Here is a 24,149-nt window from a genome sequence, read left to right as displayed (position 1 = left end):
CTCTTTATTATCTCCGATCCACGGCGATATTTCTCACGTTCATGGCTTGATCTTTCGGGACAGCAATAGTGATCACTGCGGTGTGGTCAAATTTCTTGGGGTTGCGCACATTGACCACCCGAGCAGAGCAAACCGCCCTTCCTTCCCGATCCAGGGCAGTTACAATTTCTCCCTTTTCAGGTAAAGGCAAGAATTCGTAGGGCAATTGCACTGTGGCTTCTTGATCGGAATATGTCATATCCAACACGAAAATAGCCAACCCCGGGCATACGGGGATACAAAGTCCGCATCCGGTGCATTTGTCAGCCGCAAGGACAGGCAGATTCGTGATCGGTTCGCCCACTTGTATTGCACTGGCTGGGCAGGCCCCCTCACACGGGTTACAAGGAATTTCCTGCGCACACTCGATCACTACGACAGGACCCTCATGGAACCTTTCTGCCGGAGGAACGCCTGGCAAATGAGCCAATTCCTCTGGAGAGAGAACGCCATCTTTTTCCAATGTCATTTGGACTCGCCTCGTCGTTGCAATTTCTCCTTGGCCCTCCTGACCGCCTCCCCAAATGGCCCGGTGCGGAAAACATCCAATCTCTTCGAGACCGCTTCTTTTCTGATCTTCGCTTCCTCCGACGAGATATAGCCAAGCGACTCCGCTATGGCAATTCCAGCGAGTTTCCCCTCCTCCATCGCAGTACTAGCCTCTTCTATGCCAGATAGATCCCCGGCGACATAGATCCCCGGCACGGTAGTCTGCATATTCAAATCATGAATGGGGACATGTCCCCCCAGTTCAGGGATATATTCAAACTGGCATCCAGCCATCCAGGCCAATTCGGAGAGGGGTGAAAGGCCTACGGCAAGACAGATGACATCCACATCGTATTCTCTCTCCGTCCCTGGGATTTCATTCCAGTTCGGATCCAGTTGAATCAAAACTGCTTTCTCGACTCTTCCTTCTCCCTTCGCTTCTTTTATGGTGGTGGAGGTAAGGATAGGAACCCCATTCCTGCGCAGTTTGCTGGCATGTACTCCGTACCCGCCGATCTTGGGAGCAGCCTCCACCACAGCGACCACTTGAGCCCCTGCCTGCAATAGTTGGTAACTCACGATCAAACCCACATTGCCTGAACCGATCATGATAACCCTTTTGCCAGGGAGAACACGACTGATGTTGATCAAAGTCTGAATGGCGCCTGCGCCCATCACCCCGGGCAGAGTCCAACCCGGAAAGGCCAGGGCATTTTCCATTGCTCCGGTGGCTAAAAGGATTTTATCGGCCCTCAAATAGATATTCTTTTGGTTGCGGATGATGCCTAAGACATTCGTTCCGAAAATTCCCCAGACGGTGGAATCCAACATTACTTCCACGCCGCTCTTCTCAACCTCAGCCAGCAGTTTGGTGCCAATGTCAAACCCTCTGACAGCGGCGTAGTGCTCCTTTGAGCCGAAGAATTTGTGAATCTGTTTGAACAGTTGCCCGCCGGGTTTTTGATTCTCATCGATCAAAGTAACCCGTACCCCAGCACTGGCCGCCTCAATTGCGGCAGAAAGACCTGCGGGGCCAGCCCCCACAATTGCCAGTTCCGTCTTTTTCATCACGCGCACTCCTGAGACTCGCCCAGCCCATGTTGCGTCTGGATCTTCATCCCCGCTCTGACAGGAGTGACGCAAGTTCTGACATTGGGCACACCGTCCACGATCATCATGCAGTCCGTGCACCGCCCAATGGCGCAAAAGACTCCCCGCGGCTCATGGAGTTTTCGAGTGTACCGGAAGATAGTCTTCCCTGCTGCTAATAAGGCGGCGGCAATCGGCTCACCAGGAACAGCCGGGATGATCTCACCGTCCACTTCGATTTCTACAGTAGCCCTTTCTTCTAATCTCCCCAATATGGGATGTTCTTTGATGCGCATATCAGAATCCCTGGCAACTACAGAGAGTAAACGTTTCAGCGAGGACCTCCGTGAGTCCACGGCGATCTTCTTCGAGGGTCGGCAACTGCACTACCCTCAAATTCCACCAAACAGTTCATCCTTTTCTCCCAAATAGAATCCGGCTGGGAAGGGGTCTTCTGGGTCAAGGACAAACTGTTGGATGCCCATCACATAGGCTCGGCCACTGATAGTTGGCACCACAGCGGGATACGAGCCCACCCGAGTCTCTTCGACCAGTTTCCCATAGAAGAGGCTGCCGATGATGCTTTCGTGCACGAACTCCTCATTCAAGCCCAGTTCTCCTTTGGCGTAGAGAGTGGCCATCTTGGCTGACGTGCCAGTCCCACAAGGAGAACGATCCACCTGACCAGGCCCGTAAATGACCGCGTTTTTCATGGTCGCCTTCGGGTGAGTCGGTGGGGCCGAGAATTCCACATGGGTGACGCGATCGATCAGGGGATTTTCGGGGTGCGCCACCTCGATCTGCTCATAGACGGCTTGCCTGATCTTGCGGCCGCAATGAATGAGGTCCATCGTGTGCTCCGGTGATACATCTAGGCCCACGCTCTTTGCCGGCAGGATAGCGTAGAAGTTGCCCCCCCAAGCGATGTCCAACTTGACTCTTCCTAAGGAGGGGACATCCACTTCCACGTCAGATTTGTACAAGAAGGAAGGGACATTCCATATAGTCACTCCCTTCACCGCCCCATCTTTCACCTGCACCTCTGCTCTTACGATGCCCGCCGGGGTGTCCAGTACGATTTTGGTGACCGGCTCTCGTGCTTCTATGAGGCCCGCTTCCACCAGCACGGTGCAGGCAGCAATGGTTCCGTGGCCACACATGGGCAACCAACCGCTGACCTCGATGAAGACAATTCCGAAGTCAGCCTCCTTAACGGTCGGCTGGGTGATGATGGACCCAGACATGGCGCTATGTCCCCGAGGTTCATACATAAGCATGGTGCGTAGATGATCGAGGTGCTGCTCCCCGAATCTCTTTTTCTCAAACATGGTATTACCGGGGATATAAGGGATTCCCCCGATCACCACTCTCGCTGGCTCACCCTCGGTATGGGAGTCTATGGCCGTGATTATCCTTTTGAATCTCATCCTTCCTTATGCCTCCCTCGTCTCCAACCCCCTGTTTCCAATCAGGCGTTACCTTTCCCGTCGAGCCGATGTGAACGCGGGAACCTAAGACTCAAATCCAACCCCGTACAACTTTTCTTTCCGTCCCAGAAAGAATCCGGCGGGGAATGGGTCCCTGGGGTCGAGCACGAACTGCTGAATCCCCATGATATAAGCACTGCCTCGAATGGTGGGGACTACTGCTTTGTATTCGCCCACTTTCGTCTCCTCAATCAGTTTGCCGTAGAACAGGCTGCCTATGATGCTCTCATGAATGAATTCTTCGTTTAGGCCAAGCGCTCCCTTCGCGTACAACGTCGCCATCTTCGCGCTCGTCCCGGTCCCACAGGGGGAGCGGTCTATACCCCCTGGCGGCACGACCACCGCATTCTTCATCGTTGCTCGCGGGTCAGTAGCCTGAGTCGAGAATTCCACATAGTTCACGCAATCTATCTCCGGCTCTTCAGGGTGGTGGATCTCCACCTGCTCATTCACTGCCTTCCAGATTTTCATCCCACAGGATATGATTTCGTTCGCGTGTTCAGGGCTGATCTCTAATCCCACACTCTCCGCTGGCAAGATGGCATAGAAGTTGCCGCCATAGGCAATATCTACCTTCACCCGTCCCACATCCGGGACATCTACTACTACGTCTGGCTTGTACAGAAAAGAGGGGACGTTCTGGATAGTTACAGACTCTGCCAACCCATCCTTCACCGCTACTTGGGCTCGCACCACCCCGGCTGGGGTATCGAGGACGATCTCGGTTAAGGGCTCCTTAGCCTCCACGATGCCTGTCTCAACCAACACGGTGCAGACAGCAATCGTCCCATGTCCACACATGGTCGCATAGCCACCCGGCTCCAGGTAAATTACCCCGAAATCTGCACCCTCCACGGTGGGCGGGGTGAGCAGAGCGGCGTACATGTTGTTATGCCCCCGGGGCTCATGTACGAGAAATGTACGCAGGTGGTCCCAGTGATCGCGCACATACTTCAACTTCTCGAGCATGGTCTCGCCAGGGATAGGTGGCACTCCACCGATGACGACCCTCTCAGCGTTCCCAACTGTGTGGGAGTCCACGGCTGTGATTATCTTTTCAAATTTCATACCCTCTTGTGCTCCGTTTTGTAGCCGTGTTCTTTCGAATATTTAATGAAGCGAGGGGGACTCTTGCTTAACCGCCCACGTCTTCACGCAGATCGCCTCCACACAAACGAAAGGACGATATAACCCCTGCGTAAGATTGATCCGTCAGTGTGCTTTCTCTTCTCCTTTAATTTGGTCGAGTGCTTTTTCCAGTTCAGCGACTTCGTCAGGGGTGGCGGGCAATAGCGGTCGGCGCGGCGGACCTACCGGATGACCCACCAAGCCACAACACGCTTTCACGAACTGGATGTACTTTCCGCCTCCTTCTAAAACCGATAGAATAGGCAGGAGTTTGTAATACAATTCTCTGGCAGTCCTAAAATCGCCCTTGTTGACAGCCAGATCAAACAATTTGACGTGGGTTCTGGGAATGAAATTGCTGGCTCCGGCCACCCAACCCTTGGCTCCCAAAACGAAGTTCTCCAAAGCCTGACTATCGTAACCGCAGAAAAGCGTTATCTTATGACCACAAAGCCTTATGATCTCGCTGACTCGGGTGATATCGCCAGTGCTTTCTTTCAGATACTGGACATTATCGAGTTCGGCCAACCGCTGAACCAACCTGGGCTTGAGATCCACACCGCTCCGCGCCGGGAAGTTATAGAGCATGATGGGTATGTGGATCGCGTCGTTAACAGCCTTGTAGTGCTCGAATAACTCATCCTCAGTGGGCAGCGAGTAATATGGTGCGGCCAGCATTACTCCCGCTGCTCCCCACTTCTCCGCGTGCTGACAATGCTCGATCACTTCTCGTGTGGTCGTAGCATTGGCGCCCACCACAACTGGCCGGCGACCTCGAACCGCTTGAAAAGTAGCCTCCACTACCTTTCTGCGTTCTTCTGCGGTTAGGGCGTAGTATTCCCCGGTGCTACCGAGGGGGATAATGCCGTGAACTCCTCCTTCCTCAATCACGTAATCTATAAGCGCCGCCAATGTCTTATAGTCCACTTCTTCTGCCGCAGTCATCGGCGTGACCAAAACGGTGAAGATCCCTTGCAATTTGGTTGTCATATCAGCCCCCCATTCTTGATTTTGCTTCTATGTCCTCTCTCAAGGTACCGACTTTGTTAAGGCGGTTTGCCTCTTGTTTCTCAGTTTGTTTGGGGTTAGTGACAGGCTCCTTCAGTGGAACCAGTTCGGCTTCCATCATCAGTCTCCCGACTCTTTCCAGATGCTCGTTCATTCGGTCGGCGGCGGCCGTCTCATCTTGTGCCTTGATAGCCTCGTACACCCTCCGATGTTCGACCAGAGCCTCTTGCACCCGTCCTGCAGTGGCTAAAGTAGAATCCATCATGAGAGTCAGCCATAGTTTGTGCCCCATCAATTCGTACACAATGGACATCATGCTCACCAACACGGGGTTGCCAGTGGCCTCCGCGATGGCTTTGTGAAACTTACGATCCCCTTCGGTGAAGATAATCCGATCGGATGGATCGGCCTCTACTGAATTCAGTATTTCATCTAACCGCTTTAAACTTGCGTCAGAACGTTGTCTCGCCGCGAGGGATGCTATATGGGGTTCCACCGTTTTTCTTGCCTGCAGGATAGCGAAGGGGCTTTCTTCTTCTTCGTAGAGCCAAGAGGCTTCCACTTGAAGCAGAGAGGGGATTTTCTCCGCGCAAATAAAAGTGCCTTGCCCCGGCTTGGTCTCAACCAAGCCAAGTATCTGCAAGGCACTTAACGCTTCCCTAAGGGATGCCCGACTCACCCCCAATTGTTCGGCAAGGTCACGCTCCGGGGGCAACTGCGTCCCATCCGGGAATTCACCCGCTCTGATCAGATCGAGGATCTGATCCACGATCTGGGTGTAAACCCTCTGCGTCTTTACCGGGGTAAACACCATCGCCGACGCTTCCCTCTTTGAAGCAACTGCCTACTTTTGACCGCGGTGCCAATGATGGTCAGGCAACGATTGCGCTTCCATCGGGCAAAAATTGCTGGTGGTTTGGTGGTCTGATAACCTAACCATCAGGACAGTTTTATTATAGCACCGAACAGGAAATTTGTCAACCTGGCGCGTCAAGTCAAATGATAACATCACCGGGCTGCCTTCTCCTTTCTGTGCAGGTATATGGATATGGTCAACGCCTCTAGGACATTTTCAGTTGTGTCCCTTTGCCATTTTCCGTAAATTGTGATATAATTAGTCAAAAGCAGGTAACATTTGTCTTGCGCCCAGTTTTGTGCAACTGCAAGCAGATGGTAACAAAGGACGTTGTCACGATGCCCGTGGGCCATACACCACCCATACTCATCATCACAGGCTTCGAGCCCTACGAGGTCGCACGTGCGAGCGCGGACGGCATACCGGCTCTCCCGCTCTTCATGCCGGCGCTACTGGGACAAAAGGAGCGTATATGCCTGATGGCCCCAGTTCTCGGCGCTGTGGCCGTGGCAACGTACCTGATCGCGCATGAGCGAGCCGATGTTACGCTGGCTAATTTCGCTCCCGATACGATTTCCTTTGACGGCAGCGAGATCGTCGCTATTTCCTCCACATTCATGGGCGAGGAATGGGTTCGGACAATTGCCGATGCCGTCCGAGAAGCATCCCCCAGCGCTAAAATTATCCTGGGTGGCCCCTTGAGTTGGTCTATCCCACCAGAGATCCTGCTGCAGAATATCCCCGCTCTCGATGCCATTATCCTGCGCGAAGGAGAGGAAACCTTCCGCGAAATGATCCTAGCGCTCCGGGCCGGCTCCTCTCTGGAACACGTGAACGACATTGCTTTCCGGCACAACAACAAGGCAGTGATTACCCCACGCCGTGCCTTTCTGGCTATGGATTCCTTACCATACCCGGACTGGGAACTCTTGGGCTTCACTCCTCAAGGCTCAGATGGGTACATAAACGTACTCCCCGTGGAGACCGCGCGTGGGTGCATCTACAATTGTGCATTTTGCTCCGAGGTGCATTACTGGGACAAACCCGTTCGACACAAGTCACCGCAGCGGGTTGTCGAGGAGTTTCGACGCGGTATGACCAAGTACGGCACGCGTGTATTCCGCATCGTGGACTCATGCTTTACCGCGCCTCGCCGACGATGCACCGAGGTCTGTGATGCCATCTATCAGGAGTTGACCTCCAAAGGATTGGGTCTGCGCTGGACGGCCTACGGGCGCGTGAACGATTTGACGCCGGAACTGCTGGATTCGATGAAACGAGCAGGATGCGCGGCCCTGGATATCGGGGTGGAATCTGGCGATGCCGGCATTCTAAGGAGCATGAACAAGGGTTACACACCAGCGGATATCATAAACGCCGCACGTATGGCCCGTGAGGCTGGAATTATCACCCACTTTAATTTGGTGATCGGCTTTCCTGGGGAGACAGCAGAAACCATAGAAAACACGATTGCGGTCTTAAACGAGGCTCAACCAGACACCTTTGGCCCCTACGTGCTCGACGTCGCTCCCCACACTCATATCTATGAGAACCGTGCGAGATACGGCATCATCGGTGAGCGAATGACCTGGGAACACCGCACTATGAACAGTGGAGAGGCTTTTGCCGCTATGATGGAAGTGATAGGGCGGGTAACGAATTCCACCTATTTTCCGGGGGGCGAATACTTTGTGGGATATTTGCTTGCTCTGGGCTACTCTTTAGACGAGATAAGGCAGTTCTATCGGGCAGTTCGACTGGTGTGGCGAGAGGGCGAAACAGCCTGCGAAGGAACTCCGGAACTGTCCCTCGTCCGACAGGTTGGCAAACGGTTGGGGCCGTTTTTCTAAGATGGTTCTCAGGTGCAGATATGGCGTACACGGTCCTGGGCACAGTTGCACTACTCGCCAATTTTCTGTTGGACATCGTTGCCCTCCGGGGCATCCGGTATTGGAAACTGCTGATCGAGATCTTGACGACGGTGGTGTTCTGCTTTGCCGTATGGATGGCAGCGTTGCAATCCTCAACGGAAACTATGTCCGCGGTCAGGACGGCGATAGGGATCGCGTTGCTTGTCACAGCCATTGTTCTACTGGCATACTCTCTTTTCTGGGAGATACCATTTCGTTCCACCTACTTGCGCGATGGAGTGGGCGATCAACTAGTCACAACAGGCACTTACGCTTTATGCCGGCATCCTGAGGTACTCTGGAGTGGGCTCTTGTTTCTGGCCGTCTATTGTATGTCTGGCGGGTGGCTGTTCTTGACGAGCGCGATCCTTTGGCTGGCCATCCTTGTTCTGCGCGTGTATGTAATGGAGCGTGTCTATCTCGTGCCAGTGTTCGGCGATGCGTATAGGAAATATCAACAGCAGACTCCCATGCTAATACCGAACGCGCAAAGCGTTCGCCGCTGCGTGCAGTCCTTTCGCAAGGGCTGAACGCATTGGTCCGCCCTTCGGACCATAGATTTGTCCGACAATGCTAAAGCACAAGAAAGGAGAGAAATGCACATGGTTACCGCAGCACAATTGCTCAGGGAGGGACGTCGGGATGAGGTGTGGCGGAAGTATTGCGGCTTCATAGACCTCAGTCTGAAAGAGTTCATGCAGGTCCAGAAACGCCTGCTCCTGGAGCAAATCCAGGTGCTCGGCTCCTGCGAACTCGGCCGCAAACTGATGCGTGGTCAGGTCCCGCGCAGTGTGGAGGAGTTCCGGGCTATGGTTCCACTGACCACCTATGATGATTACGCGCCGTATCTGCCGGAAAAGCGCGGCGATGTGCTGCCTCGCCCGCCCTACGTCTGGGTACGCACCTCCGGCCGCTCCGGAGAGTACGAGTGCAAGTGGGCCCCCTACCCCCGCGAGTTCTACGAGAAGGTGAGCGAATTTATGATCACCTCTTTCATTTTCGCTTCCTGCGCCGGGCGCGGCGATGTGCGCCTTGAACCAGGTGACACGTGTCTTTACACACTGGCGCCGCCGCCCTATATGACCGGTGGACTCTTGGGCCGAGGGTTGCAAGAGCAACTGGAGGTCCGCATGTTGCCGCCTATGGGCGAAGGCGATACGATGGGCTTTCAGGAGCGCGTCGAAGCAGGGTTCAAGATGGCCCTGGACGCAGGCATTGACCTTTTCTACGGCCTCTCCAGCGTCTTGGTAGGTGTGGCCGAGCAGTTCCAGAGCCGCTCGGGTCGCACTATGAAACTATCAGCGGACTATTTGAAGCCCAATGTGCTATTTCGTCTTGGCCGTGGCTTCTTGAATAGCAGACGACAGGGGCGGGCACTCCTACCAAAAGACCTCTGGTCGGTCAAGGGCATTGTGGCCGGGGGAATGGACACGGCTTTCTTCGCCAGCCGCATTGAGGAATACTGGGGTTGCAAGCCACTGGAAGGATACGGCGGAAGCGAGTTTGGAGGCGTCGCCGTCCAACTCTGGAATCGCAAGGGGATGACCTTTCTTGCGGACTGCAATTTCTTGGAATTCATCCCCGAGACGGAATTCCTGCGCACCTGCGAAGATCCTACGTATCGGCCCTCCACTCTCTTGCTGGACGAACTCAGCCCAGGTATTTACGAATTGGTGGTGACGAACTTCCATGGCGGCATCTTCACCCGGTATCGCATCGGTGACCTCATTGAGATCATCGCCCTGCGCGATGATGAATTAGGCGTAGACATCCCCCAGATGCAGTTCTACGCCCGCGCAGACGGCCTAATAGACCTGGGAGGTTTCACCCGCCTGACGGAGAAGGCCTTATGGCAAGTCTTTACGGACTCCGGCATCCCCTACGCTGACTGGACAGCACGGAAAGAATATGTGGGGGATAAACCCGTCCTCCATGCGTACGTGGAACTGAAAGAGGGTGCTACGACATCGCTGGAGGAAGTTACCCAGTCGTTGCACACAGCCTTGTCGAACTTGGACCCGGGTTATGCCGAGATGAAGCCCATGCTGGGCATAGACCCGCTGAAAGTAACTTTGCTACCCCCTGGATCATTTGGGCGTTATATCAAGAAGAAACAGGAGCAGGGAGCCGAACTGGCACATCTGAAGCCGCCGCGTGTCAATGCCCGTGATACTGTGGTAGAGACGTTGCTCTCGGCCTAAGACTGGAGGGGAGATACAATGGCCAGTGTGGTAGAAGAAGCCTTCCGTGAGTGGGCACCCACTTACGATGAGACCTTCGTCAAGGAGGTCGAACAGTACGGCAGCATCAAATATGCTGACCTAATGATGCGACTGTTGGAGAGCATGGAGTTAGCAGGCGGGGAGCGTGTTCTGGACGTGGCAACAGGCACCGGCGCCATCGCCATCGCCGCCGCCAAGCGCGTGGGGCCGGCGGGAAAGGTAGTCGGCGTGGACATCACCCCGGCTATGTTGGAGCGAGCGACGCAGAACGTAAAGGCAGCGGGGCTCGAGGAGCGCATCGAATTGCACCACGCTTCGGCCATGGCCCTGCCCTTTCCCGACGAGGACTTCGACGTGGTCGTCAGTTCCATGGCCATGCATCACACCGTAGTGGAAGATGCCCTGGCAGAGATGGTGCGGGTTCTGAAACCAGGCGGTCGGCTGGTCATCACCGATATGGGAGCCAGCCCCGCCTGGCGCACGGGCAGCGGCAAGGTCGTCGTGCGCCTCCTGCTTTTCTTCTATCAACTATCCCGCGGTTTCAGTGCCCAAGCGCGAGCGGAGGGGTTGGCCTTCACCCAAACGTACACCATCGCCGAGTGGCGTGCTTGGCTAGAACGGTTCGGCCTGTCCGACATCGAAATTCACGATTTCCCACATCCAACAGAGAGATGGTACCCAGTTATCCTACTGATGAGGTCTGTTAAGAGCCCGCCCGCCCAAAGGGTGTGAATAGGGCATGTCCTTAGTACTGATAGCGTCTTATGTTGCGCTGGTGTGCTATGTAAGCCTGGTAGTCGTCAGCCTGCGCCAAAACCTGCGCAATCGCACCAATCTAATTTTCCTGGTTTACCTGCTGACGATGACCTGTTGGCAGGTCGTGTTCATTTTGGTCAGCCTGGCCCACGACTCCCACAGTGCGCTACTGGCTTACCGATTGATTATCGTCAGCGCCAGTATACCCCTTATCGTGTACTATTTCTTTGTGCAGGCTTTCCTGATGCTGCCCCCACACAAGTGGTGGAACCCGGTGGCCTGGGCAACTTTTGTGACGGCGATCGCCCTAACACCCACGGACTTAGTCGTGGCCGATGTTGCTCTGGCCCATCCCAGCCCCAGTGGCGCAGCATACTTGCCCCACTTCGGCCCGCTGGTAGCGGTCATCTCGCTGGCAGTCTACTCCGTTGTGGGCCGCACCATATATTTACTCGCCCGTGAACATCGGCGCAGCCGCTCCTGGCTGCAGAAGAACCGCCTCCGCTACCTGCTATCGGGAATCACCTTCGTTCTGATCGGAACGGCTACTTCGTTTGTCCCTGCCCTACAGATCTATCCTTTGGATGTTCTGGGCAATATCATCAATGCCCTGCTCATCGCTTACGTCATCTTCCGCTACCAGCTGTTAGACATCCGGGTGGTGATACGTCGGGGGTTGGCGTACGTCCTATTGGTAGGTTCTCTCGTTTCCGTATACTTACTGAGTTTCTTTGCCCTGGAGCGTGCACATCAGGAGGTGGGTGGCGGCATTGTCTTGATCACGGTGGCTGGGGTGGCGGTGTTGACCCTTCTCGTGCGGCCCCTCCGCGAGAGAGCCCAGTTGGTGCTGGACCGCCTCATCTTCCGCGAACAATACGATGCGCAGCAGATGTTGCGCCGCCTGAGCCAGAGCGCGGCAACTATCATTGACCTCGATGAACTGGGCAAGTTGCTCCTGGGAGAAGTGCAGACCACGATGGGCATTCGTTCGGCCTATCTCTTTCTGCGCCAGGGGGAGACAGGGGAGTTGTACATGGCCGCCCCTCAGGATGCGCCGGAGCATATCCGCGCCATTCGGTTCCGGCCCGATCACCCGCTGGTAGAGCGGTTGACCGGCCAGACTACAGTCTTGACCCGTCAAGCAATCGAAGCCGGGCCCCAGTTCCGGGCCCTGTGGGCCCAGGAACGAGAGGATCTGGCACATTTAGAAGCAGAACTGCTGATCCCTCTGCGGGTCAAAAATGAATTGATCGGCATCTTCGTCATCGGTCCTAAGGTCTCGGGCGAAGATTATTCTACCGATGATCAGACTGTCCTGGTGACGCTGGCCAACCAGACCGCGGTGGCCATCGAGAATGCCCATTTGTTCGCCGTGGCCAGGCGAGTGGATGAATTGGCCCTGCTCAATAGAATCTCCTCGGTAGTAACCTCCTCACTGAACGTGCGAGAAGTGCTGGAGACCATCGTGCAGGCCATCCCAGAGGTGATGCGTTGCCAGAAAGCAGCGCTCTTCGAATTAAACCCTCAGAACAACACCTTGGATCTGGTTGCCGGGTGGGGGCTCCGTGAGGAATTCATCGCTCATTCCCAGAGATTGCCAGTGGGCGAGAGCGCACGGGCCCTGGCTGCTTCACTGAACGCACCCTTGGTGGTAGGAGATATCTTCACCGACCCACGGTTCGCCGACTTTGTGGCCTTGGCTCGCACGGAGGGATTCCGCGCCTTCGTGGATGTGCCCCTGCGAGGGAAAGAGGGCACGCTCGGAGTGCTGACTGCCTACTACAGCCGCCCACACGATTTCGCCGCGAACGAAATAGAACTGCTGACTACTTTTGCCAACCAGGCCGCTATCGCTATTGAGAACGCCAGGCTCTACGGACGCACCGATGAAAGCCTGCGCGAACGCGTCCGGGAACTGACTGCCCTGCAGCGAGTGGGCCTACAAGTGGCCTCGACCCTCAACCTACAGGAGGTGTTGGATCGGGTTGTCCAGGCTATTGTGAGCCTGGGCTACCAGGCGGCATTGTTAGCCCAGTACGAGGAGGAAACCAGTAGCTTCACCGTGCGCGCGTATTCCATTGACCCAGCGCTGGTAGAGGCGGGAGAATCTTTGGCCGGGATGAAAGTGATCGAAGGCAAAGTGGCCTTGGCACAGAAAGAGAACTTGGGGGTGCAAGCAACCCTCACCGGCCGCGTATATACCACCCATTCCCTATATGACCTCTTCCGCCCCGTCGTGAGCGCTGAGATATGCCAAATCGTCCAGGAGATGGCGGGCATCAAGACCATGGCCACCATCCCCCTTATGATCAAGAACAAGCCGGTGGGGAACATATTGGTAGCCACAGTGAGGGAGACCATTACCGATGATGAGATCCATTCCCTCCAGGCCTTTGCTCACCAGGCAGCCCTGGCTATCGAGAACGCCCGCCTCTATCAATCGGAGCAGGAGAGACGAAAGGTCGCCGATACGTTGAGAGAGGTTGCCGGCGTCTTGGGCTCGACCTTGGACCTGAGAGATGTACTCGATCGAATCTTGGAACAACTCGGGAAACTCGTTGCCTACGATAGCGCCTCTATCATACTCCTCTCAGGCCAGACCATTCGAATTGCAGCCGGGCGAGGTTTCCCCGACCTCGAGCGCGCCTTGCAGGTCTCCTTTTCTTTGGAAGAGGACGCTCTTGCCCGCCACATCGTGGAGACCCGACAACCCCTGTTCTTGCCCGATGCTCAGAAAGACGGGCGTTTCCGGGGCTTGGGCGGCACTGAGTACGTCCGAGGCTGGCTTGGTGTTCCCCTGCTGGTCAAGGGCGAGGTGATCGGTCTCTTGACCGTGGACCACCGGCAGCCCGGCGCCTACAGCGAGGAAATGGCGCGGACTGCGCTGGCTTTCGCTAACCAGGCTGCCCTGGCCATCGAGAACGCTCGTCTGTACGAAGAGGCTCAGGCCCGGGTGAGGGAACTCTCTGCTCTCACCCGGGTGGGCGAAGCCATCAACCGCGCCCTCAGCCTGGAAGAGATCCTGGACATTGTGCTACGAGAGGCCATGACCCTGGTGGGTCGAGAAGAGGGGTCCATTGTGCTCCTCGATCCCAGGACGAACACTATGCGCATCGCGACCCAGCGGGGCTTGCCGCCGGAGGCAGTGGAGTCCTTCAATACCCGCCCTGTCTACGCCCACGAAGGCACTTTCGGCGTCGTCATCCAAACCGGGGAGATGCTGGAAATACCGGATACCGGCTCTGACCCCCGGGTTCTGCGCCAGGCAGGTCGCATCCCGCCACAACTCACCAACGTGCCATTGCGGACCAAGGAGGGGGTCATTGGCGTGATCGCTCTGGACGCCATACCGCCAGATGACCGAGCCCGGGGATTGCTCCTGGCCCTGGCCGATCTGGCGGCCATCGCTATCCAGCGGGCCCGGCTTTTCGAGGCAGAGCGAACGAGGGCCGCCCAGATGGCGCTCATCAGCAAGGTGAGCGAAAAGGCTGCTTCCTTCCTGGAAGCCGATAGGTTGATCCAAGAAGTAACCCATGCTATCCGAGAGAGCTTCCATTATTACAACGTAGCCTTTTTCCTGGTGGACGAAGAACACCGCCGATTGCTGTTGCGCGCTGCCAGCGGCGGCTACGAGCGCTTTGTGGCGGAGGGGTATCAGCAGTCTCTGGACGAGGGCATCATCGGCTACGTCGCCAGAACGGGTCGTTCCTGGTTGGCCAATGACATCAGCAAAGACCCTTACTACATCCCTGGTTTTCTGCCAGAGGTACTCACCAAATCGGAGTTGTGTGTCCCCATCAAGATGGGTGATAAAGTCATCGGGGCTCTGGATGTGCAAAGCATCCGTCTCAATGAGTTTGGTCAAGAGGATGTTGTGGCCATGGAAGTATTAGCAGACCGGATAGCCACCGCCATCCAGAACGCCAGACTCTATGAGCAGGAGCAGCGCCGAGCCACTCAACTGAGGACCGTCAGCGAGGTGGCAAAGGACGTCACTTCCTTGCTCGAATTGGACATACTACTATATCGGGTGGTGGACTTGCTGGCCAGGACCTTTGGCTATCATTATGCCAATATTCTCCTGGTGGATCCAGGGACGCAGGAACTCGTTCTCAGAGCCAGTGCCGGACAGAAGGGAGGAGCTGCTCCAGGCATCCGTCTCAAAGTGGGGGAACGGGGGATCACCGGCTGGGTGGCCGGGAGTGGGCAGCCCCTGTTGGTCAACGATGTAGATAAAGAGCCTCGCTACTATTTTGTGGAGGAGATGAAGGAGACGAGATCCGAGTTGGCTGTCCCCATCAAATTGCGGGAGGAGGTCATCGGAGTACTGGACGTGCAGAGCGCGCAATTAGGCGCTTTCGGCGCGGGAGATCTCGAGATCTTGCAAACCCTGGCCGACCAGGTGGCCATCGCCATCGAAAATGCCCGGCTCTACGCCGCCGAGCACGCCCGCGCTGTGGAGTCATCCTTATTGCTTGACATTGCGAACGCGGTGAACTCGACGCTGGACCTGACCCAAGTGCTGAAAATCATCGCCCACCGCACGGCCCGGGTCTGCGATGTCACTCGTTGCAGTATATTCCTCTTGAACCCCGAGGGCGAACACATTGTGCCCTTGATGTCACAGTTCGCTTCTGGGAAAGTGGACAAAGATCTTTGGGCTCGCTTCAAGCCCGAAACGTACTCTCAGGCCATCGAAGAGATCCCTGCCCTGGTGCAAGTGATGCGCCAGCGCCAGGCTTTGGTGTTAGAAGGCGAGACGCTAGGTCTTCTGCCGGCAGATTGGGTCGTTCCCTTCGGCATACAGAGCGTGCTCATCGTCCCGCTGGTGCGCAAAGATGAGGTCATCGGTTTCATGGCCTTAGACTACGTGGAGCCCGGGAGGCAATTCGAGGCCGGGAAGATCGCCTTGGCCAGCACCATTGCCAGCCAAGTCTCCGTGGCCATCGAGAACGCTCGGCTTTACCAGCAAGCAGTGGAGGAAAGACGCAAGAGCGATACTATTGTGGCAGAAACCTTCAGCGGCATCATCGTCGTGGACCTGGACCTGCGCATCCTGATTTTCAACCCCGCCGCCGAAACCATCACTGGTTATCGGGGCGCGGAGGTTGTAGGTCGTCGGTTGGATGAGGTGTTCGGTGAAAGCCTGACCGCGCCCAACAGCCCTCTCTCACAGAGCATGGCCGCGGGAGAGCGAGTGCCATCGAAGGAATTGGTCCTGAGAGGCACCGATGCAAACCGCGATGTGTTGATGGGCGTTACCCCTCTGCGCGACCACACAGGCAACATTTTCGGCTACCTGCTCAGTTTCACCGACATCTCCCGCTTGAAAGAGGTGGACCGCCTCAAATCCAACATCATATCCAACGTGTCGCACGAGTTGCGCACCCCACTGGCCACGGTGAAGGCCTATGCGGAACTGCTTCTCGACCACTTAGACGAGGGCGATTTGAAGATGCGGGCACAATTCCTGCAGGTGATCGAGCGCGAGACAGACCGGCTCACCGATATCGTGAACGATTTGCTGAACCTGTCGCGGCTCGAGTCCGGGCGCTTTGAGCCCAGGCGCGCGCCCCTGGACCTGAGTCAGGTAATCAATGAAGTGGTATCACTCCTGCACATCCAAGCCCAGCAGCGTCGTATCACCGTCCAAGTAGATGTGGATACAGACCTCCCCCCCATCCAGGCCGACCGGGAGATGATCACCATCGTGGTCAAGAATCTGCTGAGCAACGCCATCAAGTTCAGCCACGACGGTGGTCTCGTGAACGTGTCGGCCTACGAGAAGGACGGAAATGTCATCCTGAGCGTGCAGGATCATGGAGTGGGCATACCGCCAGAGTCTATGCCACACCTGTTCGAGAAATTCTATCGCGCACCCATAGCCGCTAAATTGGGCATCAAAGGTGCTGGCTTGGGCCTGGCATTGGCGCGGGAGGCCACGGAGGCCCACGGAGGCAAGATCGAGGTGCAAAGCGAATTAGGAGCGGGCAGCCGTTTCACTGTAATATTACCGAAAGAAGGCGCTCTCCAAGAAGCAGCAATGACGGAAGAAGGAGGCCAAAATGGCTAGCAAGGGGAAATTACTCATCATCGAGGACGATTTGGACCTGGTTAGGGCACTCGACCTGTATTTCACCAAAGTCGGCTACCAGGTTCTCTTCGCGGCCAACGGCCTGGAGGGGCTACAACAGTTGTACGCTCACCGGCCCGACGTAGTGATACTGGACATCGCCATGCCAAAATTGGATGGCTGGGAGGTGTGCCGACGAATACGCGAACTCTCGGACGTGCCGATCGTGATTCTCACCGCGCGGACCCAGGAGGACGAGCGGGTCAAGGGCCTCAAACTAGGGGCTGACGATTATGTGACCAAACCTTTCAGCCTGAAGGAACTGGAGGCGCGCCTGGAGGCGGTGATGCGGCGGGCACAGGCTGGTGAACCGGTGCGTGGCGGGGTCCTGTACGCGGACGAACACTTGGTCATTGATGCCGACCGGCTGATGGTCACCCTGAACGGCGAACGGGTGGACCTCACGCCCACCGAACTGAACCTGCTGTTCTACCTGGCCGAGAACGCCGGACGCGTCCTCACGCATCGGCAGATCCTGGAGAAGGTGTGGGGGACCGAGTACATCAGCGACACCGATTACGTGAAACTATTCATTTACCGTCTGCGACGCAAGATCGAGCCGGATATCGATAACCCGCGATACATCGTTTCGGAGCGGGGCCTCGGCTACCGCTTCATGAAGAGTGAATAGCAGCCCGAACCCGCTCTGACCCGCTGTCCAGAACGGAAAACCATCCGACCCTGGGCGATGTGGACCATCGCCCAGGGTTTCTTTTTAGTGAACAAGGCGTTCCTCAAAGTTACAAAAACTGTAAGGAAACTGGAACCGTCCGTTGACCGTGGGTTTACTTTGTTGTTGTATAGTGGGATTAGAAATTGGCTCGTGGCCAAGTTCGTTGTACCTGCGTGTCGCAGGTGCCTACAGAATGATAACAGTAGGATGAGCCGCCCAACAGGAGGAGGGGAGATTAGCAAGAGATTGGTATTGTTCAAGTACATAAGCCACACAACAAATGCAAGGAGGCAGTATGTGTAAGAAATCGAATATAGTGAGAGGAATCGTTCTCTGCGTCGTCCTCGTCCTCATGTTGGCTGCCGCTTCGGTAGCATGGGCAGATTGGACCGCCTGTTACGAGGGGAATAAAGGCTACGGGGAAAGCGGCTGCGGGTACTCCTGGATAGGGGAGCTCTATGTCAACGTCGGCGGAACCAATATGGTCATGTTCTGCTTCGACCTGGACAATTACATCTACAAGGGCGACTGCTACCAGGCGTCAGGGCAGACCCCCTGTCCCATCGGGTACATCCTGAGCAAGTACGGCACTCCGGCCTTGCCTCGGAATAACCACAACGCCTGCGTGGTCCAACAGGCTCTCTGGTACTATACTGACGGCTTCTCGCCTTGTAAGTACACAGATGAGGTCAATGCCCTGATCGCAGAGGCCGAAGCGAACTGCCAACAACAGACTTGGCCGAGCCTGCAGATCACGCCCGCCCATGTGGTAAACGAGTTGCCAGGTGATACAAGCCACACTTTCACCATCCGCGCCGAGCACCTCGGACAACCGGCGGGGAACAGGGACGTTACAGTTACCACGAACTTCGGCAGTTTCAGTCCCAGTGACCCCAATGTGAAGACCATCACGGTGAAGACCGATGGCATGGGCGATGCTCAGTTCACCATCTACTCGACCACAGCAGGCACGGCCAACATCACTGCTGAGGCCATGCTCGCCTGGCCCGCCGGAACTTACTTCATGTACATTGGCTCAGGACACCAGAACATGCTCCTGGCCACGCCGAGCGAGATGCCAGTCCGCGCCTACGCCACGAAGACCTGGATGGGTACAGGCACCATCATCGCCCACAAGTTCGCCGACGACAACATGAACGGCGTACAGGATCCCAGCGAGGCCAATGTTCAGGGCTGGAAGATGAAACTGTACAAAAAGGTCGGCAGCAATTGGGATTATCAGACGAAGAAGGACACAGACTACAGTGGCAACGCCATCTTCACCGGCCTGAGCGCTGGGCAATACAGAGTAGTGGAGGAGGACAAGTCGGGCTGGATGCACACCGACCCCTCTGATGGCAAGCGAGAAGTCACCCTCGGCACTGGCGAAAGCGCCACGCTGATGTTCGGCAACGTGGAACTGAAGGTTATCCAGGTCATCAAGTTCAACGACAAGAACGGGAACGGCAGTGAGAACCCTGGAGAGGACCGCCTGGGTGGCTGGGAGTTCACCTTGTACCGGAAGATCTCTGGCGCTTGGGACTGGGTGGGGACCAAAACCACCGAGTATGCTACCGGCGCGGCCATCTGGACGGACCAGCCGACAGGGGACTACAAACTGGTCGAGACGCCCCAGGGAGGCTGGGATGTTACTACCAGTGGCGGATTGGAGCAAGAGTTTCAGGTAAAAAGTGCGAACGATGTTGTCACCCGCAAGTTCGGCAATCGGCAGACCTGCCAGAATGCCGGACAGTTCAGTGTGGAGTTCGTGTCCGTAGTCAACAACCCCAACAACACGCAAACTTGGTGCTACCGGGTGACTAACCTGGCCAGCGGCCAGGCTTGTCCCGCCCTGAGCCACTGGGACCTAGATCTCTGCGACGACCCCATGCACGAAGTGCTGAGTTCCGATCCCAACACCAATCAGTTCACCGATGAGCATCACTGGCCTGGCCATGGCCACCTCATCAAGTGGGAGTATAGCATAGAACCAGGGCAGAGCGCGGTCTTCTGCTTCACTCTGAACGGTATCTGGAGCTCAACCCAGGTGGGATGGTTCACGAAGGCCGGACAGGAGACCGATACGGGCACTGTGACGGGCCCATCGTGCGAGGGAGCCTGCACACCCCCAACAATCCAGTGTCCTGGGGACATTACGGTGTGTAACGACCCTGGCCAATGCAGCGCGGTGGTTACCTGGCCCGCACCAACGGCTACGGGCACTCCCCCGCTGACGGTGTGGTGTGTACCGGCTTCTGGCAGCACCTTCCCCGTGGGGACCACACAGGTTACCTGCTATGCCCAGAACAGTTGCGGGACCGCGAGTTGCACATTCAACGTCACAGTAAAAGACTGCGAGAAGCCCGTCATCTCCTGCCCACCGGATAAGGACCTGGGCTGCAACCCTGAAGACACCAGCCCATCCACCGCAGGCTACGCCACCGCTACCGATAACTGTGACCCCAGCCCGTCCATCACTTACTCCGACTCCTCCTCTACCTCGGGCTGCGTCACCACCATCACCCGCACCTGGAAGGCCACCGACGACTGCGGTAACGAGGCCACCTGCGTGCAGAAGATCACCTTCACCTCCGACGAGGTGAAGCCCGTCATCTCCTGCCCACCGGATAAGGACTTGGGCTGCAACCCTGAAGACACCAGCCCTTCCGCCGCAGGCTACGCCACCGCTACCGATAACTGTGACCCCAGCCCGTCCATCACTTACTCCGACTCCTCCTCTACCTCGGGCTGCGTCACCACCATCACCCGCACCTGGAAGGCCACCGACGACTGCGGTAACGAGGCCACCTGCGTGCAGAAGATCACCTTCACCTCCGACGAGGTGAAGCCCGTCATCTCCTGCCCACCGGATAAGACTCTCTACGTCAACGCGGAGTGCGAGGCCGAAATCCCCGATCTCACCGCCGAAGTGGTGGCCAGCGATAACTGCGACCAAACTCTCACCATTACCCAGTCCCCAGTGGCCGGCACCAAGGTTGGCCCGGGCGTATATAAAGTTACACTGACCGTCACCGACGACTGTGGTAACTCCGCTACCTGCGAGACCTACGTCACCGTCTTGGATGGTCTGATCGGCGATTACGTCTGGCACGACGGCAACCAAGACAAGGCCCAGGATCCTTGGGAATTTGGCTTGGCGAACATCACCGTCTGCCTGCGCGACAAGTACTTCAACCTGATCCGCTGCACCGAGACCGACGCCCTCGGGTACTATGAGTTCGACTGCCTGCCTTTAGGCGACTACTGGGTGCAAGTGGATGAGTACGATCCCAACTTGCCTGCAGGTGCTTTCCTGACCACGGCGAATAACCCGAAGCCTGTCGTCTTGACGTGCGACCGTCTGGAATACCGCGACGCGGACTTCGGCTTCGCCTGGTGGACACCAGTGGTCTTGGGCAGCAAATTCCACGATGTGGTCAACATCGGGCAGAAGGACCCGGATGAACCACTCTTGAGTGGCTGGACCATCATCATCCGCGATGCTGCTGGTAGAGAGGTCTACCGCACCCAGACCGGGGCCGACGGCAAGTGGCTTCTCACCACCCCGCTTGTAGGCAACCATACCATCGAGGAAGTACCGCAAGAAGGCTGGATCCAGACCTATCCCGATACCAACAACGGCGTCTACCGCGTGCACTTCAACCACGATGGGACCTACCGTCTGCTGAGCCCGGCACCGACCGGCTTCGAGGGACTGGACTTCGGCAACGCCATGCCTCTCCTGGGCTGCCCGGACTGCGTGGATGAGGTCATCTTCCAGTCGGACCGCGACGGCAACTGGGAAATCTACCGCATGAAGAACGATGGCAGCGAACAGACGCGTCTGACCTTCAATGACGCAGACGACACCGCACCAACCTGGCACCCGACAGGCTTCTGGGTCTTCTTCCAGTCCTTCCGCGATGAGAACTGGGAGATCTACCGCATGAACCGCGATGGCAGCGCCCAGGTGAACCTGACCGAGAACCCAGCCACCGATATCGCTCCATCTGCCGGCTGCCCATGGGTGGCCTTCCAGTCGGACCGCGACGGCAACTGGGAGATCTACCGTATGAACCTGGACGGCACAGACGTCATCCGCCTGACCAACCACGAGGCATCGGATGCCCAGCCCGCCTGGGACGCGGACTGCCGCACCATCGCCTTCCAGTCGGACCGCGATGGCAACTGGGAGATCTACCGCATGGATCAGGATGGCAACAACCTGGTGCGCCTGACCTACAATGACGCGGCCGATGTGCGCCCCGTCTGGTCCTCGGACGGCCAGTGGATCGCCTTCCAGTCCAACCGCGGCGGTGAGTGGGACATCTGGGTGATGGATGTCAACGGCGAGAACGTGACCAACATCACCAACTTCGAAGCCAACGATAAGGCACCGGCTTGGTTCCCCTCCTGCGACTGGATCTTCTTCCAGAGCGATCGGGATGAGCCCGGCAACTGGGATATCTATCGCACGAACCAGGCAGGTACAATCATAGAGAGATTGACCTATGGGCCTCACGCTGACCTGATCGAGAACGGAGGCATGTCCCTTGCCCAGATCATCACGTACTCGCAGGGTCTGGAAAAGCGGGACGTAACCTCCAAGTAGCGTCCCGCCCACACCCGTCCTCTGCAGAGCGCTGCCGCGGCGATGCGGCAGCGCTCTCATTATTGCTAGCAGATACGACGATGACCAAGGGTGCAGTCCGTCTTAGGGGCGACTTTAGGCCAAGCACCGTTCAGCGGCAGTTGTACTGCCGCGCACTGCCATTCAGCGGCAGTTGATAAGGCATCCCGCAGTGCAACTGGGGGGAACATTAGGTCTCGCCGCGTGCAGTCTTTCCGATGCGTCGCGCACTGCTGTATAATGAGATTGTGGGAGGTGGATATGGCGGAAGGAATCACGATCCTGGGGTTAGGGCCGGGCGACCCGAAACTGCTCACCAGCGAGGCGCAAGAGACCATAAGGGTTGCCAGAGAGATCTACTTGCGCACACGCCGACACCCGGCGGTGGCCGGTCTCCCCGGGGGCATACAGGTGGAATCTTTCGATGCCCTCTATGAGGAAGGAGCCTCATTCGAGGCGGTATATCAGGCCATCGCCGAGCGGCTGTTGGATTTGGCTCGGCGGCCCGATGGCGTCCTATACGCCGTGCCCGGACACCCGCTGGTGGGCGAGGCCTCGGTGCGCCGAGTGCTGGCTCTGGCATCGGAGCAGGGCTTACCAGTACGCATCGTAGAGGGTCTCAGTTTCCTGGAGCCGGTGTGTACCCTGCTGGGACTGGACCCATTGGAAGGCCTGCAACTCGCCGACGCCACAGAACTGGCTACCGTTCACCATCCCCCACTGAACCCCGACCGTCCGGTGCTGGTAGCCCAACTTTACAGCCGCCCCCTGGCCGCCGAAGTCAAACTCACCCTGATGAATCTTTACCCCGACGATCATCCAGTTACCTTGGTGTGGTCCGCTGGCACAGCCCAGGCGAGCCAGCGACGGCTTCCATTATACGAGTTAGATCGCCAGCCGGACATCGAACATCTGACCACCCTCTATCTCCCACCACTGATCCCGCCCGGTTCATTGGAAGCGTTCCAGGCTGTGGTTGCGCAACTGCGAGCGCCGGGAGGCTGTCCCTGGGACCGGGAGCAAACCCATCGCTCGCTCCGCCCCTTCCTGTTAGAAGAGGCCTATGAGGTGTTAGACGCCTTGGAGAAGGATGACACCGATATGCTCCGCGAAGAACTGGGCGACCTGCTCCTACAAATCCTGCTCCACGTACAGATCGCCGTGGAGGAAGGTGAATTCAAGATGGTGGATGTGGTGCGCCACATACTAGCCAAATTGATTCGCCGCCACCCCCACGTCTTCGGCGATGTACAAGTGAGCGGGCCGAGTGAGGTGATCGCCAATTGGGAGGAGATTAAGCGCCACGAGAAGGCGGGCGGTGAAGAACCTGCCTCTATCCTGGCTGGCGTCCCGGGCACGCTCCCAGCCTTGGCGCGGGCTCAGGCCATCCAGCGCCGTGCCGCGCGAGTGGGTTTCGACTGGCCAGACATCGAGGGAGTATGGGCTAAAGTGGCCGAGGAACTGGCAGAACTGCGGGCCGCGGAGAGCAGCGGCGCCAGGGCGAGCGAAGTGGGCGATCTCTTGTTCACGATCGTGAATCTAGCGCGATGGCTCGATGTGGATGCCGAACTGGCTCTGCGTGCCGCAGCGCTCAAATTCGAGGGGCGGTTCAAAGCGCTGGAAGAGGAATGTACAGCACAGGGTCGCCGGCCCGAGGAACTGAGTTTGGAGGAACTCGATGCCCTGTGGGAAGGGGTCAAAGAGAACGGGGCCATTCCAAAAGAATGAC

General features: G+C 57.0%; 15 protein-coding genes. 8 read left to right on the top strand and 7 right to left on the bottom strand.

Annotated features, from left to right (window positions below):
* Positions 1 to 7: 7 nt before the first annotated feature.
* From H5T64_02400 to H5T64_02370, 7 genes are all read right to left on the bottom strand, one after another.
* Entirely contained in the window at positions 8 to 508 is a 501-nt protein-coding gene (locus H5T64_02400; protein MBC7263190.1) for a 4Fe-4S binding protein, read from the bottom strand.
* On the bottom strand, positions 505 to 1,596 hold the full coding sequence (locus H5T64_02395) for an FAD-dependent oxidoreductase (GenBank protein ID MBC7263189.1): 1,092 nt from the start codon (positions 1,594 to 1,596) through the stop codon (positions 505 to 507). Before H5T64_02395 ends, H5T64_02400 begins: the two co-directional genes overlap by 4 nt.
* Positions 1,596 to 1,913 (bottom strand): (2Fe-2S)-binding protein, encoded by a 318-nt coding sequence (locus H5T64_02390; protein MBC7263188.1) that lies wholly within the window; start codon positions 1,911 to 1,913, stop codon positions 1,596 to 1,598. Before H5T64_02390 ends, H5T64_02395 begins: the two co-directional genes overlap by 1 nt.
* A gap of 96 nt (positions 1,914 to 2,009) precedes the next feature.
* Entirely contained in the window at positions 2,010 to 3,044 is a 1,035-nt protein-coding gene (locus H5T64_02385; protein ID MBC7263187.1) for a 4-hydroxyproline epimerase, read from the bottom strand.
* A gap of 84 nt (positions 3,045 to 3,128) precedes the next feature.
* Positions 3,129 to 4,172, bottom strand: a complete 1,044-nt coding sequence (locus H5T64_02380) for a proline racemase family protein (protein MBC7263186.1) — start codon at positions 4,170 to 4,172, stop codon at positions 3,129 to 3,131.
* Positions 4,173 to 4,316: 144 nt separating this feature from the next.
* On the bottom strand, positions 4,317 to 5,222 hold the full coding sequence (gene dapA / locus H5T64_02375) for a 4-hydroxy-tetrahydrodipicolinate synthase (protein ID MBC7263185.1): 906 nt from the start codon (positions 5,220 to 5,222) through the stop codon (positions 4,317 to 4,319).
* Position 5,223: 1 nt separating this feature from the next.
* On the bottom strand, positions 5,224 to 6,054 hold the full coding sequence (locus H5T64_02370) for a FadR family transcriptional regulator (GenBank protein ID MBC7263184.1): 831 nt from the start codon (positions 6,052 to 6,054) through the stop codon (positions 5,224 to 5,226).
* Between the two features lie 380 nt (positions 6,055 to 6,434).
* On the opposite strand from H5T64_02370, the gene H5T64_02365 reads away from it, so the two are divergent.
* The 8 genes from H5T64_02365 to mazG all read left to right on the top strand — a co-directional run bounded on the left by H5T64_02365 (position 6,435) and on the right by mazG (position 24,148).
* The gene (locus tag H5T64_02365; protein MBC7263183.1) at positions 6,435 to 7,946 is read left to right on the top strand and encodes a radical SAM protein; all 1,512 of its coding nucleotides are present in this window, start codon (positions 6,435 to 6,437) and stop codon (positions 7,944 to 7,946) included.
* Between the two features lie 20 nt (positions 7,947 to 7,966).
* Entirely contained in the window at positions 7,967 to 8,536 is a 570-nt protein-coding gene (locus H5T64_02360; protein MBC7263182.1) for a DUF1295 domain-containing protein, read from the top strand.
* Positions 8,537 to 8,608: 72 nt separating this feature from the next.
* The gene (locus H5T64_02355) at positions 8,609 to 10,207 is read left to right on the top strand and encodes a GH3 auxin-responsive promoter family protein (protein ID MBC7263181.1); all 1,599 of its coding nucleotides are present in this window, start codon (positions 8,609 to 8,611) and stop codon (positions 10,205 to 10,207) included.
* Positions 10,208 to 10,225: 18 nt separating this feature from the next.
* A complete protein-coding gene (locus H5T64_02350; protein MBC7263180.1) occupies positions 10,226 to 10,960 on the top strand; it encodes a methyltransferase domain-containing protein in 735 nt (244 codons plus the stop codon).
* 7 nt (positions 10,961 to 10,967) lie between these two features.
* Positions 10,968 to 17,057, top strand: coding sequence for a GAF domain-containing protein (locus H5T64_02345; protein ID MBC7263179.1), 6,090 nt, complete (start codon positions 10,968 to 10,970; stop codon positions 17,055 to 17,057).
* Positions 17,050 to 17,748, top strand: coding sequence for a response regulator transcription factor (locus H5T64_02340; GenBank protein ID MBC7263178.1), 699 nt, complete (start codon positions 17,050 to 17,052; stop codon positions 17,746 to 17,748). Before H5T64_02345 ends, H5T64_02340 begins: the two co-directional genes overlap by 8 nt.
* Before the next feature lie 337 nt (positions 17,749 to 18,085).
* Entirely contained in the window at positions 18,086 to 22,402 is a 4,317-nt protein-coding gene (locus tag H5T64_02335; protein ID MBC7263177.1) for a PD40 domain-containing protein, read from the top strand.
* Between the two features lie 279 nt (positions 22,403 to 22,681).
* Complete coding sequence (mazG, locus tag H5T64_02330) at positions 22,682 to 24,148, top strand: nucleoside triphosphate pyrophosphohydrolase (protein MBC7263176.1); 1,467 nt, start codon at positions 22,682 to 22,684, stop codon at positions 24,146 to 24,148.
* The last annotated feature ends 1 nt before the right edge of the window (position 24,149 follow it).

This window comes from Chloroflexota bacterium, from assembly GCA_014360825.1.
Classification (GTDB): Bacteria; Chloroflexota; Anaerolineae; order UBA2200; family JACIWT01; genus JACIWT01.
Note: the sequence above shows the minus strand (reverse complement) of the source record. Positions and strands in the feature narration are given on the sequence as shown.